The sequence below is a fragment of the Mangrovicoccus sp. HB161399 genome, assembly GCF_013184745.1.
Taxonomy (GTDB): Bacteria; Pseudomonadota; Alphaproteobacteria; order Rhodobacterales; family Rhodobacteraceae; genus Mangrovicoccus.
In genome coordinates this window covers 139,582-155,566 of the sequence record NZ_JAATVU010000008.1, presented here as the reverse complement: position 1 = coordinate 155,566, position 15,985 = coordinate 139,582, and the positions used below count along the sequence as shown (strand labels likewise).

At 71.0% G+C, this 15,985-nt stretch carries 13 protein-coding genes; 11 read left to right on the top strand and 2 right to left on the bottom strand.

The annotated features are described in order from the left end of the window. The first annotated feature begins 127 nt into the window (after positions 1-127). Positions 128-466 (top strand): antitoxin Xre/MbcA/ParS toxin-binding domain-containing protein, encoded by a 339-nt coding sequence (locus HCC78_RS06760; RefSeq protein ID WP_172327981.1) that lies wholly within the window; start codon positions 128-130, stop codon positions 464-466. A 3-nt stretch (positions 467-469) separates the two neighbouring features. After that, positions 470-1,018, top strand: a complete 549-nt coding sequence (locus HCC78_RS06755; protein WP_172327980.1) for an RES family NAD+ phosphorylase — start codon at positions 470-472, stop codon at positions 1,016-1,018. Between the two features lie 946 nt (positions 1,019-1,964). Here the strand turns inward: HCC78_RS06755 and HCC78_RS06750 are convergent. After that, entirely contained in the window at positions 1,965-2,807 is an 843-nt protein-coding gene (locus HCC78_RS06750; protein ID WP_172327979.1) for a class I SAM-dependent methyltransferase, read from the bottom strand. A gap of 1,008 nt (positions 2,808-3,815) precedes the next feature. Then, complete coding sequence (locus tag HCC78_RS06745) at positions 3,816-4,979, bottom strand: class I SAM-dependent methyltransferase (RefSeq protein WP_172327978.1); 1,164 nt, start codon at positions 4,977-4,979, stop codon at positions 3,816-3,818. Between the two features lie 213 nt (positions 4,980-5,192). Between HCC78_RS06745 and tssA the strand changes: the two genes are divergently transcribed. The 9 genes from tssA to tssH all read left to right on the top strand — a co-directional run bounded on the left by tssA (position 5,193) and on the right by tssH (position 15,953). Continuing rightward, positions 5,193-6,230 (top strand): type VI secretion system protein TssA, encoded by a 1,038-nt coding sequence (gene tssA / locus HCC78_RS06740; RefSeq protein ID WP_172327977.1) that lies wholly within the window; start codon positions 5,193-5,195, stop codon positions 6,228-6,230. A gap of 125 nt (positions 6,231-6,355) precedes the next feature. Continuing rightward, complete coding sequence (tssB, locus tag HCC78_RS06735; protein ID WP_172327976.1) at positions 6,356-6,865, top strand: type VI secretion system contractile sheath small subunit; 510 nt, start codon at positions 6,356-6,358, stop codon at positions 6,863-6,865. 2 nt (positions 6,866-6,867) lie between these two features. Beyond that, positions 6,868-8,361: a type VI secretion system contractile sheath large subunit gene (tssC, locus tag HCC78_RS06730; protein ID WP_172327975.1), complete on the top strand. Its 1,494-nt coding sequence runs from the start codon at positions 6,868-6,870 to the stop codon at positions 8,359-8,361. 114 nt (positions 8,362-8,475) lie between these two features. Next, positions 8,476-8,976, top strand: coding sequence for a type VI secretion system tube protein Hcp (locus HCC78_RS06725; RefSeq protein WP_172327974.1), 501 nt, complete (start codon positions 8,476-8,478; stop codon positions 8,974-8,976). Positions 8,977-9,046: 70 nt separating this feature from the next. Continuing rightward, complete coding sequence (locus tag HCC78_RS06720; protein WP_172327973.1) at positions 9,047-9,871, top strand: type VI secretion system accessory protein TagJ; 825 nt, start codon at positions 9,047-9,049, stop codon at positions 9,869-9,871. Further along, entirely contained in the window at positions 9,864-10,361 is a 498-nt protein-coding gene (gene tssE, locus HCC78_RS06715) for a type VI secretion system baseplate subunit TssE (protein ID WP_172327972.1), read from the top strand. Before HCC78_RS06720 ends, tssE begins: the two co-directional genes overlap by 8 nt. Before the next feature lie 6 nt (positions 10,362-10,367). Further along, a complete protein-coding gene (gene tssF / locus HCC78_RS06710) occupies positions 10,368-12,251 on the top strand; it encodes a type VI secretion system baseplate subunit TssF (protein ID WP_172327971.1) in 1,884 nt (627 codons plus the stop codon). Beyond that, on the top strand, positions 12,215-13,255 hold the full coding sequence (gene tssG / locus HCC78_RS06705; RefSeq protein WP_172327970.1) for a type VI secretion system baseplate subunit TssG: 1,041 nt from the start codon (positions 12,215-12,217) through the stop codon (positions 13,253-13,255). The genes tssF and tssG overlap by 37 nt, the downstream gene beginning before the upstream one ends. A 10-nt stretch (positions 13,256-13,265) precedes the next feature. Next, entirely contained in the window at positions 13,266-15,953 is a 2,688-nt protein-coding gene (tssH, locus tag HCC78_RS06700; RefSeq protein WP_172327969.1) for a type VI secretion system ATPase TssH, read from the top strand. Positions 15,954-15,985 lie beyond the last annotated feature (32 nt).

Sequence of the window (15,985 nt, the reverse complement as noted above, 5' to 3'; positions counted from 1 at the left end):
TCCGGATTCGTGCAAGAGTTTTCCACAGTTGGCATCTGCGGCGTGGCCGGCGGGACGCTTGACTCTGCCCCTGTGTTTCACCATCTCATTCCGTGAAACCGCAACGCAACCTCCGGAAGGGCCGCAGATGCAGAGTCCGGTCTCCCGCTATATCGGCGAGCTGGCGCAGTTCGGCGCGCTGAAGGGCACCGACATCGCCAACATCACCGACGTCTCCAAGGCGACCGTGTCGCGCTGGAAGGCCGGCGAGATGCGGCCGCAGCCGCGGAACGGGCTGATCCTGTCGGATCTCTACTACGTCGTCGGGCGGCTGAGCGAGTATTACGAGCCCGAGGAGGTGCGCGCCTGGCTGCATGCGCGCCATCCCCAGCTGGAGGGGCGGCGGGCGATCGACCTGATCCATGACGGCCAGAGCCTGGAGGTTCTGGCGGTGATCGACCGTCTCGACAACGACGTCTATCTCTAGCCGATGCGCCGCGACCCCGATCTGCTGGACGCGCTGGAGGCGATCCCTCCGGTCCTGCATGACGGCCCGGTCTGGCGCCTGGTGCGCGAGGGCCGCGACCCGCTGCAATGCAGCGCCTCGGGCGGGCGCTGGGACGACGGTAGCTTCGCGGTGCTCTACACCTCGCTGACCGAGCGCGGCGCGCTGGAGGAGATGCGGTTCCACCTGATGCGCGGCCAGCCGGTGATGCCGAGCAAGGTGCGCTACTCGATGCACCGGATCGGCCTGGTGCTGGAGCGGGCGCTGCGCTTCCTCGATCTTGCGGCGCTGGCGGCGGCGGGGCTGCGCACGGAAAGCTACGGGCGGCTGTCCTATGCCGGGCGGCAGGCGGAATACCCGCGCACCCAGGAGATCGGCGAGGCGGCGCATTTCCTCGATTTCGACGGGCTGATCGTGCCTTCGGCGCGCTCCGGCGCGCTGAACGCGGTGGTGTTCTGCAGCAAGGTGCCGGGGCTCGCCGCCAGCCCGGTCGAGGCGATGGGACCGGCCGATTGGGGCCCGCCGCCCGGCTGAGGGACGGTCCGGGGCGGCATTCGGACCTGCCCGCAAGGCGGCGCCCGTCCGGCCGGGGCGGGCAGCAGTTCCGGGCCGGACCCTGCAGAAACCGCCGGTCCGGCCTCCCTCCGCTCGGGCGTGCCGGACGTTCCCTTGGCGCCTTGCGGCCCGCCGTGCCGGGGCGCAGCGCCCCGGCGGAGCGGATGGTGCCGCTCCCGGCGCGCGCGGGCGTGGCTTGCAGGGGACCCGGCCGGGCATCGCGCCGCATGGGGCACGCGGCCTGTTGCGGACCCGGACCGGAACACCCGGCGCCGAAGCGGAGGCCGATGTTCCGGAGCCCCCTGATCCGGTATCCGGCGGGGAGCGCGGCTGCATTGGGCATGTCGGTACGGTAGGGACTGGTCGCGACAGGTGGCCCGGACCTCGGGGCCGGTGGCGGATTGGCGGCGGACGGGCTGGATCGGACGCGGCTCCCGGACAGGTCCGGGCGGGCACGGGACGGCCATTGAGAGGGCCGGGTGCTTCGGTCCGGCCCGGCGGAGCGGGGGATTTCCGCGGCAGAGGCCTGCGCAGGCGCGCAGGGCGGGGGCCCAGCCGCATGGCGGAATCCGCTGCGCGGCCAGCGTGGCGGACGAGTTCCGGCGCGGCGGGAACGGAGCCCGGCCTGCAGGAGCGCCCGGCATGGCTTGGGGCGCGATCACGGCCTGGCGGCAGGGCCCTCCGGAAGGGGCGGGACCGAGGCAGCGGCCGGCCGGGCGAAGGACGGTCGGCCGCGGGGAGCCGTGCGGCCGGCCGGGAAATTCGGGTCGGCAGAATGGGCGGATGGACGCCGGCGCGGCCCGGGGGTGCCACGCAGAGTCGGTGCGCAGACGCGGTTGCAGGACCTGTCGGCCGTCGGACCCCGAACTGGCGGCACCGTGCCTGCGCTTGGCCGGTCCTGCGGCGGGCCGTGCCGCCCGGGACGTCAGACGCGGCAGGAGAAGAGATTGACCACGGCGGGCACGCGCACCCCGTCCGGGCCGCCGAACTGGCCGAAGGCCGCGTGGACCGCCTCCTCGATCGCGGCCGCATCTGCGGCGCTGCCGCCATGGGCCTTCATGATCCGCGCTGCCGGTCCCACCCGGCTGGCGGCGCGGGCGGCGCCGGCCGTCCCGTCCGGCGGGGTCAGCTCGATCTCCGCCGGGCCGGCCTCTATGCTGCGCAGCCCGGCCTGCGCCATCAGTCCGGCGACATGCGCGGCATCGGCGAAGGCGGTCGGCCCCGGGGCATGCGGCGCGGCGGCGGGCGCCGGGCCCAGCCGCGCGCGGGCGGCCTCGGCCGGGATCGAGAACCACGGGTTGAGGGCGGTTGCGGCCCAGCAGGCGAAGGTCATCCGGCCGCCGCTGCGCAGTGCCGCGGCCAGGTTCCGCAGCCCGGCCACCGGGTCGGCGAAGAAGCTCATCCCCAGCCGCGACACCAGCCCGTCCCGTCCGGCCGGCGCGAAGCGGTGGGTCTGGGCATCGGCCAGCAGGAACGCCGCATTGCGGGTCCCGGCGCTGCGGCAGCGGTCCTGCGCCCGGTCCAGCAGCGGCGCCGAGATGTCGAGCCCGAGCGCGGCGCCGTCCGGCGCGCGCGCGGCGGCAGCCAGGGTGCTGGCCCCGGTGCCGCAGCCGATGTCGAGCAGGCGGTCGCCCGGCGCGATCGCGGCGGCATCGAGCATGCCGTCCAGCATGCCCTGCATCGCGGTGTCGAGCGCATGCTCGTGCTCGATCCATTTCATCCCTGCCGGAGAGTTCCAGTAGTCGGCCTGCGCCCGGTTTGCCTGCATCGCGATCTCCTTTCCGCTTCGGCAGGAGGCTAGCACGGGTCGCCGCCGCGGCGCCCAGGGCTTTTCCCGCGGCGGCGGTCCGCGGAGGTCCGGACGCGCAATCCGGAGGCACCCGCGCCTGCGCAGGCAGCGTCAGCGCGGCCTTGGTTCCTGCTCTGCACCAGTTCGCCGCCGCGGCTGCGCGGCATGGCGGGTGGCGGATCCCGCACCGGAGCCATGGTGACGTTTGACGGCTGCGGGAGGCCAAGGGCGTTCCTGTTCGGCGCGGCTGCAGGGGCCGGCCTCCCCGAGGCACTGCCGTCGGCCGGGAAGATCGGGATCGGCGGCAAGCGGCGGATTGGCGTCAGCGCGCCCTGGGGATCCTGCGCTGCATCGATTTGCAGACGTGGCTGCGCGACATGCCGGCCGGCAGATCCCGGCCAGGGGGGATTTGCCGGAGCCCCGCTGCGGGGCCGGGGACGCCCTCTTCGGTTCCGCGGTGGATGCCCGAGCCGCCCCTGTTCGGCCCGGCTGGAGAGACCGGCCGTACCCGGAGGCACTGCCGCCGGCCGGGGAGGTCGGGCTGGCGTCCCGGGCGGAGGAACGTCCGCGCGGTCGCGGAGTCCCGCGCTGCTTCGGTTCCCTGACGTGGCTGCAAGATATGGCGGACGGCGGCGCCCGGCCGAGAGCAAAGAGCATGGTGACGCCGGACGGCTGCGGGTTTCCGGTCCGCCCCTGTGCGGTCCGGCTGCATCGCCCGGTCGCCCGGAGGTGTGGACGCCTGCCGGTAGGACAGGGTCCGCGGCACGGGGGAGGGGCGTCGGCGCCGCCTCGGGGTCTCGCGCTGCATCGGTTCGCCGCCGCGGTTGCGCGGCATGCCGGCCAGCGGGTCCCGGACAGGGGGCATGTGCCGTTGCCCGGCTGAAGGAGGCCGGGGACGCCGGTGTTCGGCCCGGCTGCTGGGCCCGGCCGTCCCGGAGGCGGAGCCGCCGGCCGGGACGATCGGGCCGACGGCACGGGGGAGGGGCGTCAGCGCGGCCGCGGGGTCTCGCGCTGCATCGGTTCGTAGCCGCGGTTGCGCGACATGTCGGTCAGCGGATCCCAGATCAGCGGCACGTTGCCGTCGCCCGACTGCAGGATGTCGGTGCCGATATGCTCGGCCTCGCTGCAGAGCTCGGCGGCTTCGGCGGCGCTGCTGCCGGTCATCCAGATGTGCCCGGCGACATGGACGCAGCCGTCGTAGCCGTCGGCGCGCTGGCCGAAGCTGCGGTAGGGCGCGATCAGCAGCGTGCGGGGCCCGGCCTGGGCGATGATCCGGCGCTCCATCTGCGCGAGCCGCTCGGTTTCCCGGATCGGCTGGTAGAAATAGATCACGTCGTGGTCGCCGTAGCCCGCGAATTCCAGGGCGTCGCCCTCGATCGCGCGGCAGCGGCCATGCGGCAGGGCGAGGAAATGCTCCCTGGCCAGCGCGGCATAGCCGGAATCGTATTCCAGCCCGGTGCAGCGGTCGAAATAGGGGGCGGCGGAAATCACCTTCAGCCCGGCGCCGCAGCCGACATCGATGAAGCTGCTGGGCCGGTCCGGCCGCAGCACCTTGAGGCAGCGCCGCGCGGCATGGACCTGGCGCAGGAAGACGCTCTGGTCGAGCGGGATGTCGGCATAGCAGCCATGGGCGAGCGCCGCCTCGTCCTGGCCGCCGGCATTGAGCAGGCCGTGGAGCTGCTCGAAGAGCAGGTCGGTGATTTCCTCGCGGGCGGCGGCGGCGGGGGTGGCGAGTGCCGGGTCCTCGAACAGCGGCGTGCGCCGCGGCGTGACCTGCGGGCGCAGCGCGCTTTCCACCATCGGCCACTTGTTCAGCTCCAGCCTCATCTGGCCGAGCGGGATCCCGAGCGCGGTCCAGGCGCGCTGGCTGCGGTCCTGGGCGGCGCGGTCCTCGCCGGCGGCCTCGGCATCGCTGCTGCGCAGCCGGATGCTGTCGGCCAGCATGCGGTGGCCGTCATGGACCAGCTGGCCGGTCGCCAGCAGGTGCATGTTCAGCCTTGCGCCGTCGATCCGGCGGCGCGGCGCGAGAATGGCGCTCATCTCGGCGACCTGGGACTCCAGATCCTGCCGCAGCCTGTCGAGGCGTCCGCGCATCTGCGATGCGCCGTCCGGCGCGGGCGGCGCCGCGGCGCCGGTCTCCTGCTGTTCCATCGATCATACTCCTCTTCCCGCAACCCACGGTGACGGCCCGGCTTCCGCGTTTCAAGCTCCGCGCGATACGCCTTGCGGGAATCCGATGCTTGGGGCAGGGTTCCCGGACGGCGCGGAGCCTGTTCTGCGTTTCTTCCGTGCCGCAGGTTTGTTTCCGGTTCAGTGTCCTAAGTCACATTTAGTTCCGTTCGAATCGACTAAGAGATCGTCATTATGTCGATACACGATCATCTGAATGCGTTCTCCGGCGAGGCGCCCAGCGGCGCGGACCCCGAATATGACGACGATTTCCAGTCCCTGGAACGCGCCGCCAGGCCGGGCGAGGAACGCCAGGCCGGCAGCGAGATCCTCGCCGCCGAGGCGCCCGACTACCGCGAGGTGGCGCGGCTGTCGGAACAGATCCTGGAGCGCTGCCACGACCTGAGGGCGGCTGTCCACTACACCCATGCCGCCGCCGCGACGGAGGGCTATCCCGGGCTGGCGGAGGGGCTGGCCTATATCCGCGGGGCGCTGGAGGGCTTCTGGGATAGCTGCCATCCCGAGCTGGATCCCGACGATCCCGACGACATGGCGCTGTTCCGGGTGAACACGCTGCGCGGGCTGGTCGACGGCGCGACGCTGCTGCGTGCGGTGCGCTCGGCGCCGATGACCCAGTCGCAGGCCTTCGGGCGGGTGACGCTGCGCGACCTCGAGGTTGCCGACGGCGAGCGCGAGCCGCCCGAGGACGGCTCGGCGATCTCGGATCCGGCGGCGATCGCCGCGGCCTTCCAGGACACCGATCCGGAGACGCTGGCGGTGCTGGCCGCCTCGGCGCGCCAGGCGCTGGAGGATGCCCGCGCGATCGAGGCGGTGTTCGACGACAAGGTGCCGGGGCAGGGTCCCGACCTGTCGCCGCTGGCCCGGCTGCTCTACAAGGCGGTGCAGCGGCTCGGCGAGGCGGCGGGCAGCCCCGGGGCGCCGGAGGAGGCGGCCGGGGAGGCTGCGGCGGAGGGCCCGGCCGCGGGCGCGCCTGCCGCCGCCGCGGCTGCGGCCCCGCCGGGGACGATCAATTCGCCCGCCGACGCCAAGAAGGCGCTGGAGCGGATCATGGACTACTACCGCAAGCACGAGCCCTCCAGCCCGCTGCCGATCCTGCTGGAGCGCGCGCGCCGCCTGATCGGGGCAGATTTCGTGACCATCATGAAGGACATGGCGCCCCAGGGGGTGGAGAATGTCTACCTCATCGGCGGCATCGAAGAGGACGAGGATTAGCCGCTGCCGCCCCGATGCGCGGCCGGCGGAAAAAAGATTGAACCGGCATCGGGACCGCAGCGACGAACAGGAAACCGCCCTGCTCCGCAAAGGGGGCGCGGCGCAGGCCAGTCAGGGAGAACCGCATGGGAAGTTCGCAGAAATTCATCGCCCGCAACCGGGCGCCACGGGTGCAGATCGAGTATGACGTGGAACTCTACGGTGCCGAGAAGAAGGTCCAGCTGCCTTTCGTGATGGGCGTGATGTCCGATCTCGCGGGCAAGTCCGAGGTGCCGCAGCCGGGCATTGCCGACCGCAAGTTCCTGGAGATCGACGTCGACAATTTCGACGACCGCATGAAGGCGATGAAGCCGCGGGCCCAGTTCACGGTCAAGAACACGCTGACCGGCGAGGGCAACCTGGCGGTCGACCTGACCTTCGAGAGCATGGACGATTTCTCGCCCGCCGCGATCGCCCGCAAGGTCGAGCCGCTGCGCGAGCTGCTGGAGGCGCGCGAGTCGCTGTCGAACCTGATGTCCTACATGGACGGCAAGCCGGGCGCGGAGAACCTGATCTCCGAGGCGATCAGCAATCCCGAGCTTCTCAAGTCGCTCGCCGCGGCCGCGAAGCCTGCAGACGAATCCGGGGAGGAGTGAGCATGGCCGAAGAGGCAACCGAAGCCCAGGGCGGCGCGGCCGTCGCCGAGGAAACCGGATCCGACTTCTCCGCGCTGCTGCAGAAGGAGTTCCGCCCGCGCACCGAGGCGGCGCAGACCGCGATCGAGGGGGCGGTGAAGACGCTGGCCGCCCAGGCGCTGGAGAACGCGGCGCTGGTCTCGGATGACGCGCTGGCCTCGATCGAGAGCATGATCGCCGAGATCGACCGCAAGCTCAGCGAGCAGATGAGCCTGGTGCTGCACAACGAGGAGTTCCAGAAGCTCGAGAGCGCCTGGCGCGGGCTGCACCACCTGGTGAACAACACCGAAACCGACGAGATGCTGAAGATCCGGGTGATGAACATCTCCAAGAAGGATCTCCACAAGACGCTCAAGAAGTTCAAGGGCACGGCCTGGGACCAGTCGCCGATCTTCAAGAAGCTCTACGAGGAGGAGTACGGCCAGTTCGGCGGAGAGCCCTATGGCTGCCTCGTCGGCGACTACTTCTTCGACCAGAGCCCGCCCGACGTGGAGCTGCTCGGCGAGATCGCCAAGGTGTCCGCGGCGATGCATTCGCCCTTCATCACCGGCGCGGAGCCGTCGCTGCTGCAGTTCGACAGCTGGCAGGAGATGGCCAATCCGCGCGACCTGACCAAGGTCGTGTCGACCCCGGAATACGCCGGCTGGAACGCCCTGCGCGAAAGCGAGGACAGCAAGTACATCGGCCTGGCCATGCCGCGCTTCCTCGGCCGCCAGCCCTATGGCGCGAAATCCGACCCGGTGGAGGAATTCGCCTTCGAGGAGGATACCGGCAACGCGGAATCGTCGAACTTCGCCTGGATCAACGCCGCCTATGCGATGGCGGTGAACATCAACCGCTCCTTCAAGGAATACGGCTGGTGCTCGCGCATCCGGGGCGTGGAGTCGGGCGGCGCGGTGGAGAACCTGCCGACCCATACCTTCCCGACCGACGACGGCGGGGTGGACATGAAATGCCCGACCGAGATCGCCATCTCGGACCGCCGCGAGGCGGAGCTGGCCAAGCTGGGGCTGATGCCGCTGGTGCACCGCAAGAACACCAACCTTGCGGCCTTCATCGGCGCGCAGTCGCTGCACAAGCCCGCCGAATACGACGATCCGGACGCGACCGCCAATGCCCAGCTCGGCGCGCGGCTGCCCTATCTGTTCGCGACCTGCCGCTTCGCGCACTACCTGAAATGCATGGTCCGCGACAAGATCGGCTCCTTCAAGAGCCGCGACGACATGCAGACCTGGCTGCAGGCCTGGATCGAGAACTACGTCGACTACACCGCCGCGGTGTCGAGCGAGGAGGAGAAGGCCCGCAAGCCGCTGGCCGCCGCCGAGGTGGTGGTGCAGGAGGACGAGTCCAATCCCGGCTATTACCGGTCGCAGTTCTTCCTGCGCCCGCATTACCAGCTGGAGGGCCTGACGGTCTCGCTCCGGCTGGTGTCGAAGCTCCCTTCCGAGAAGAGCTGAGCCATCGATCCCTGTCCGGGCGGAAGAGGAGCCGCCCGGATTCCCGCCCCGGCGCCGGCCGCGTGCCGCCCGGGGGACAACCCGCATATCTGACAAATCTGAAGGAGAGGCTCCATGGCCGTTGACATGTATCTGTATTTCGAAGGCGGCACCCAGAAGGCCGAGGGCGAAACCCAGGACGACACCTATTCCAAGAAGAAGGCCTGCGACGTGCTGGCCTGGTCCTGGGGGATTTCCCAGTCGGGCACGTTCCACAGCGGCGGCGGCGGCGGTGCCGGCAAGGCCAATTTCCAGGACCTTTCGGTGACCAAGTGGGTCGACACGATGTCGCCCATCCTGCAGTACGCCTGCGCCGTGGGCGACCATTTCGACAAGGCCTACCTGGTCGTGCGCAAGGCCGGCACCGCGCAGAACGAGTACATGGAGTACACGTTCACCAAGGTGCTGATCACCTCGGTCTCGACCGGCGGATCGGGCGGAGAGGACCGTCTGACCGAGAACGTCTCGCTGAACTTCGCCGAGGTCGAGTACAAGTACACGCCGCAGGACGAGAAGGGCAAGAAGGGCAAGCCCATCGAGTTCAAGTACGACATCGCCAAGATGAAGACGAAGTGATGCCGATGCCGGCACGGTCCCCCCGCGGGGGCCGTGCCGCCCTTGCCGACGCGACCCGGAGGAACCTTCCTTGACCGTCCTTTCAGATGCCGAAACGCTGGTCCGCAACGGCGACCTCGCCGCCGGGCTTGCCGCGCTGCAGGACGCGGTGCGCGCCGACCCGTCCAATCCCAAGCTGCGGATCTTCCTGTTCCAGCTGCTGTGCCTGACCGGCGACTGGAGCCGCGCGGTGGCGCAGGCGAAGATGTCCGCCCAGCTCGACCCGGCCGCGCTGCCGATGGCGCAGGCCTACCGCGAGGCGATCATCTGCGAGGTCTTCCGCGAGAAGGTCTTCGCCGGCGAGAAGCAGCCCCTGGTCTTCGGCGAGCCGCAGGACTGGATCGCCCAGATGGTCGAGGCGCTGCGCCTGCTGGCCGCGGGCGATGCCGCCGCCGCTGCCGACCTGCGCGCGCGCGCCTTCGAGGCGGCGCCCGCCAGCCGCGGCACGCTGAACGGCCGCCCCTTCGAATGGATTGCCGATGCCGACCCGCGGCTGGGCCCGATCCTGGAGGCGGTGGTCAACGGCAAGTATTACTGGCTGCCCTTCGCGGCGATCCACCGGCTGGTGGCCGAGGCGCCCGCCGACCTGCGCGACGCGGTCTGGACGCCCTGCAACCTGACGCTTCGGAACGGCGGCGAATTCGTGGCGCTGATCCCGGCGCGCTACGCCGGCACTGCCGCGCGCGGCAGCGACGCGCAGAAGCTGGGCCGCGCCACCGCCTGGGAGGATGCCGGGGCGGACACCTTCGCCGGGCTCGGCCAGCGGCTGCTGGCGACCGATGCCGAGGAGCTGCCGCTGCTGGAGCTGCGCGAGCTGGCGATCGAAGGCTCCGGCGGGGCTGCGGCCGATGAGTGACCGCCGCCTGCAGGACCGGCTGCAGCCCTCGCTGCTCGACCGTCTGACCGACGAGGCGCCGGGCGAGCGCACGGAAGCGCGCGGCACCCGCGCGATCGACGCGCGGCGGCTGCGCGAGATCCTGCAGCGCGACCTGGCCTGGCTGCTGAACACCTGCAACCTGGAGGACCAGATCGATGCCGAGGCCTGGCCGCAGGCGGCGGCCTCGGTGCTGAACTACGGCGTGTCCGACGTGGCCGGGGCCTATTCCGTGCAGACCCGCGCGGGGCTGATCCGCGACGCGATCCGCCGGGCGATCGCCGCCTTCGAGCCGCGCATCGACGCCTCGACGCTGACCGTGCTGCAGCGCAGCGAGGAACATGCGCGCGAAACGGTGATCAGCTACGACATCCGCGCCGACATGTGGGCCCAGCCGCTGCCGCTGAACCTGTACCTGCGCACCGAGGTCGACGTGACCACCGGCGCGCTGAAGATCGATACCGTGGGCTGAGACGCGATGGATACCAGGCTGCTGCGCCATTACGAAGCCGAACTGTCCTACCTGCGCAGGATGGGCGCGGAATTCGCCGAGGCCTATCCCAAGATCGCCGGGCGGCTGGGGATGGAGGGGACCGAGGTGCTCGACCCCTATGTCGAGCGGCTGCTGGAGGGCTCGGCCTTCCTGGCCGCGCGGGTCCAGCTGGAGCTGGAGCTGCAGTACCCGGCCTTTGCCAGCCACCTGTTCGAGATCGTCTACCCGCAGTTCCTGGCGCCGGTGCCGTCGATGATGATCGCGCAGTTCGTGCCGGACATGGAGAATGCCGCGCTGGCCGACGGCCACCTGCTGGCGCGCGGCACGCGGCTGAGCGCGCTGCCGGCCGAAGGCTCGGCCACGCGCTGCGAGTACCGAACGGCGCAGGACGTGACGCTGTGGCCGCTGCGGGTCGCCGAGGCGGAATACATCGAAGGGCGCGGCGCGCTGGTGGCGGCGGGGCTGGCCCCGGCGGATGCCGCGGGCGAGGCGCGCGCCGGGCTGCGGCTGCGGCTGGAGCGCCATGGCGGCGCGCCGCTCTCGGAGCTCAGCCTCGACCGCCTGCAGGTGCACCTGTCGGGCACCGGCAGCACGGCCTGGATGCTGCACGAGCTGCTGTGCAACGAGTCCCTCGGCCTTGCCGGGCGCTCGACCGACCGCCGCGCCGACTGGGTGCAGCCGCTGCGCGGCGGCATCGCGCCCCTGGGCTTCGAGCGCGGCGAGGCGCTGCTGCCGGTGCCGGACCGGAGCTTCGACGGCTACCGGCTGCTGCAGGAGTATTTCGCGCTGCCGCAGCGCTACCGCTTCGTCGAGCTGTCGGGGCTGGCCCCGGCGCTCGGCCGGGCCGACGGCAGCGCGGTCGACATCTACGTGCTGCTGCGCCACGGCAACCCGGCGGCCGAGGGCACGCTGTCGCCGGACAATTTCGCGCTGCACTGCGCGCCGGCCATCAACCTGTTCGAGCGCCGCTGCGACCGGGTGCAGGTGACCCGCGCCGATGTAGAGCAGCATGTCGTCGTCGACCGCACCGCGCCGATGGACCACGAGATCTATGCCGTCAGCTCGGTGAAGGGCTACAGCAGCGAGGGCGAGCAGGACACCGAATTCCTGCCGTTCTTCGCCGCGGGCGAGTTCACCCCGCTGCGCGCGGGCGGGCCGGCCTACTACACCCAGCGGCGGCGGATGCGTCAGCGCAGCCGCAAGGAGAAGCTGCAGGGGACGCGCTCCTCCTATCTGGGGGCGGAGATCTACCTGGATCTCGTCGATGCCGCCGCCGCGCCCTGGCCTGCGAACCTCGCCCAGCTGGCGGTGCGGGCGCTGGTCACCAACCGCGACCTGCCGCTCCTGCTGGCGACCGGCGGGACGGAGATCTTCCAGCTGACCGATGGCGGGCCGGTGGCGCGGATCGCCACGCCGGTGCCGCCGACCCGGCCGCGGCCGGGGATTTCCGACGGCGAGACCGCCTGGCGGCTGATCTCGCAGCTGAGCCTGAACTACCTGTCGCTGGTCGATACCGAGGGCGGCGCCGCGGCGGATGCGCTGCGCGAGATGCTGGGCGTGCATGCCCCGCCGGGCGACCGGGTGGTGCAGAAGCAGCTGGAGGGCATCGTCCGGGTCGCGGCGCGGCCGCGGGCCCGGCGGCTGGTCGACGAGGTGCTGTCGACGGCGGTGCGCGGCCTGGAAATCGAGCTGACCTGCGACGAGAGCTTCTTCGAAGGCTCCAGCGCCTATCTGCTGGGCGCGGTGCTGGAGCGCTTCTTCGCCAAATACGTCACGATGAACAGTTTCACGGAAACCGTGCTGCGCACGGAAACAAGGGGAGAGGTGGCCAGATGGCGCCCGAGAGCAGGGAAGGCGCGGCTGATCTGACGCATTACGCGCAGTTCCGGGCCGATCCGAAGAGCTACCATATCCTGCTGGCGCTGCGCATTCTCGAGGCCGAGCTGCAGCAGGAGGCGCCGCTGGGACGCACGCGGCAGCCGTCGCAGGACCGGGTGCGGCTGGGGCAGGACCCCGAGCTGGCCTTTCCCGCCAGCGCGATCTCGGGCTTCGTGCCGCCGCGCGACGGGCGCCCGGGCGCGCTGCGCAACATGGCCTTCGGCTTCTGGGGGCCGCAGGGGCCGATGCCGCTGCACCTGACGGAATACGCGCGCGAAAGGCAGCGCGACCGGCGCGATCCGACGCTGGTGGCCTTCGCCGACATGCTGACGCACCGGATGGCCAGCCTGTTCTACCGCGCCTGGGCCGAGGCGCAGCCCGCGCCCGGGCTCGACCGCGGCCGCGGCGGCGGCTTCGAGCGGCGCGTCGCCGCGCTGGCCGGGGTGGCGGGCAAGGGCATGCAGGACCGCGACGCGCTGCCGGATCTGGCCAAGCGCTTCTTCGCCGGGCTGCTGGGGCAGGGGCCGAAGAATGCCGACGGGCTGCGGCAGCTGCTGTCGGCCTATCTGGCCGCCCCGGCGGAGGTGCTGGAATTCCAGGGCAGCTGGCTGGAGCTGTCGCCCGACGACCGCTGGCAGCTGGGCCGGGCGGGGCTGGGCCGCGGCACCGTGATCGGGGCCCGGGTCTGGAGCCGCAGCGCCAAGATCCGCATCCGCCTGGGGCCGCTGGATCTGGCGGCCTACGAGCGGATGCTGCCGGGCGGGCAGGCTCTGGCGCAGCTGGCGGCGCTGGTGCGCAGCTATGCCGGGCTGGAACTGGATTTCGACGTGAACCTGGTGCTGCGCGGCGGGGACGTTCCCGCCGCCAGGCTGGGGCGGGACACGCGGCTCGGCCAGACCAGCTGGCTGGGGGCGCGGCAGGGGGGCGGAGATGCCGGGGATCTTGTCCTGACGCCCCCGGCAGGGGCCGGGTCCGGTCCCATCGGCGCGATCTAGGGAGGGATCCATGGCGGAAATCAGCCGGGCGGCACTATTCGGCAAGCTCAACACCCTGGGCTACAAGACCATTGACGAGGCGACGGTGTTCTGCAAGCTCAGGGGCAACCCCTATGTGGAACTGGTCCACTGGCTGTTCCAGATCGTGCAGCAGCCCGACAGCGACCTGCACCGCATCATGGAGCACTACAGGCTCGACCCCTCGGCGGTGGCCCGCGACATGACCGCGGCGCTCGACAAGCTGCCGCGCGGCGCGGCCTCGATCAGCGATCTCAGCGCCCATATCGAGGATGCGGTGCAATGGGGCTGGCTCTTCGGCTCGCTGCAGTTCGGCACGGCGCATGTCCGCACCGGGCATCTGGCGATCGGCCTGATGAAGACGCCGGGGCTGCGCAACATCCTGCTCGGCATCAGCCGCGAATTCGCCAAGATCAAGGTCGACGACCTGGTGGAGAATTTCGCGTCCGTCACCTCGGGCTCGCCCGAGGAAAGCCTGCGCGCGCAGGACGGGTCCTCGCTGGGCGACGATCCCGGCGCGGCCTCGGGGGCGATGCATTCGGCGCAGCTGGGCAAGCAGGAGGCGCTGGCGCAGTTCTGCACCGACCTGACCCAGGCGGCGCGCGAGGGCAAGATCGACCGGATCGTCGGGCGCGACGCGGAAATCCGCCAGATCGTCGACATCCTGATGCGCCGCCGCCAGAACAACCCGATCCTCACCGGCGAGGCCGGGGTCGGCAAGACCGCGGTGGTCGAGGGCTTCGCGCTCAGGATCGCGCGGGGCGACGTGCCGCCCGCGCTGAAGGATGCGCGGCTCCTGTCGCTGGACGTCGGGCTGCTGCAGGCCGGGGCCTCGATGAAGGGCGAGTTCGAGAACCGCCTGCGCCAGGTGATCGAGGAGGTGCAGGCCAGCCCGGTGCCGATCGTCATGTTCGTCGACGAGACCCATACGCTGGTCGGCGCCGGCGGCGCGGCCGGGACCGGCGACGCGGCGAACCTGCTGAAGCCCGCGCTGGCGCGCGGCACGCTCCGCACCATCGGCGCGACCACCTGGGCGGAGTACAAGAAGCACATCGAGAAGGACCCGGCGCTGACCCGGCGGTTCCAGGTGGTGCAGGTCGAGGAGCCGGACATCGCCAAGGCGGTGATGATGATGCGCGGCATCGCCTCGATGCTGGAGAGCCATCACAAGGTGCAGATCCTCGACGAGGGGCTGGAGGCGGCGGTCAGCCTGTCGGCGCGCTACATCCCGGCGCGGCAGCTGCCCGACAAGTCGGTCAGCGTGCTCGACACCGCCTGCGCCCGCGTCGCGGTCAGCCAGCACGCGGTGCCTGCCGAGGTGGACGACGCGCGCAAGCGCATCGAGGCCTTCCAGACCGAGCTGGAGATCATCGCGCGCGACGAGACTGCGGGCGAGGAAGTCGGCGAGCGGCGCGAGGCGATCGGCCACGCGCTGGAGGAGGAGACCGCGCGGCTGGCCGGGCTGGAGGCGCGCTGGGAGGCGGAGAAGGCCGTCGTGGCGCGGATCCTCGAGCTGCGGGCGAAGCTGCGCGAGGGCGGCGCGCCGGTCGAGGAGGCCGAGGCCGAGGGATCGCCGATGAGCGCCGGGGAGCGCGAGGCGGCGCTGGCGGAGCTGCGCGCCGCCAATGCCGAGCTGGCCGGGCTGCAGGACGAGAGCCCGCTGATCCTGCCGATCGTGGACGCGCAGGCGGTGGCCTCGGTGGTCGGCGACTGGACCGGCATCCCGGTCGGGCGGATGATGCGCGACGAGATGCAGACAGTGCTGGATCTCGACACCCATCTGGCCAAGCGCGTCATCGGCCAGGACCACGCGATGCAGATGATCGCAAAGCGCATCCAGACCAGCCGCGCCGGCCTAGACAACCCGTCGAAGCCGATCGGGGTCTTCATGCTGGCGGGCACGTCGGGGGTCGGCAAGACCGAGACCGCGCTGGCGCTGGCCGAGGTGCTCTACGGCGGCGAGCAGAACGTCATCACCATCAACATGAGCGAGTACCAGGAGGCGCATACCGTCTCCAGCCTGAAGGGCGCGCCGCCGGGCTATGTCGGCTACGGCGAGGGCGGCGTGCTGACCGAGGCGGTGCGGCGCAAGCCCTATTCGGTGGTGCTGCTCGACGAGGTGGAGAAGGCGCATCCCGACGTGCACGAGCTGTTCTTCCAGGTCTTCGACAAGGGCGTGATGGAGGACGGCGAGGGACGGCAGATCGATTTCCGCAACACGCTGATCCTCCTGACCTCGAATGTCGGGTCGGAGCTGATCATGGACATGTGTTCGGACCCCGAGCTGATGCCCGCGCCCGAGGGCATCGCCAAGGCGCTGCGCGACCCGATGCTGAAGGTCTTCCCGGCGGCGCTGCTGGGCCGGATCGTCACCATTCCCTACTATCCGCTCAGCCCCTCGATGCTGGGCGAGATCACCAAGCTGCAGCTGAACCGCATCAAGAAGCGCGTCGAGGCCACCCATGGCGTGCCCTTCGCCTATAGCGAGGACGTGGTGGAGACCATCGTCTCGCGCTGCCAGGAACTGGACTCGGGCGGGCGCATGATCGATGCTATCGTCACGAACACCATGCTGCCCGATATCAGCCGCGAATTCCTCATGCGGATGATCGCGGGAGAGGAGGTCAGCAAGGTGGCCATCGACGTCAGCGGCAGCGAGTTCACCTACGCCTTCGAATAGGCGCGACATGCGCCGGGGCGTTGCCGCCCCGG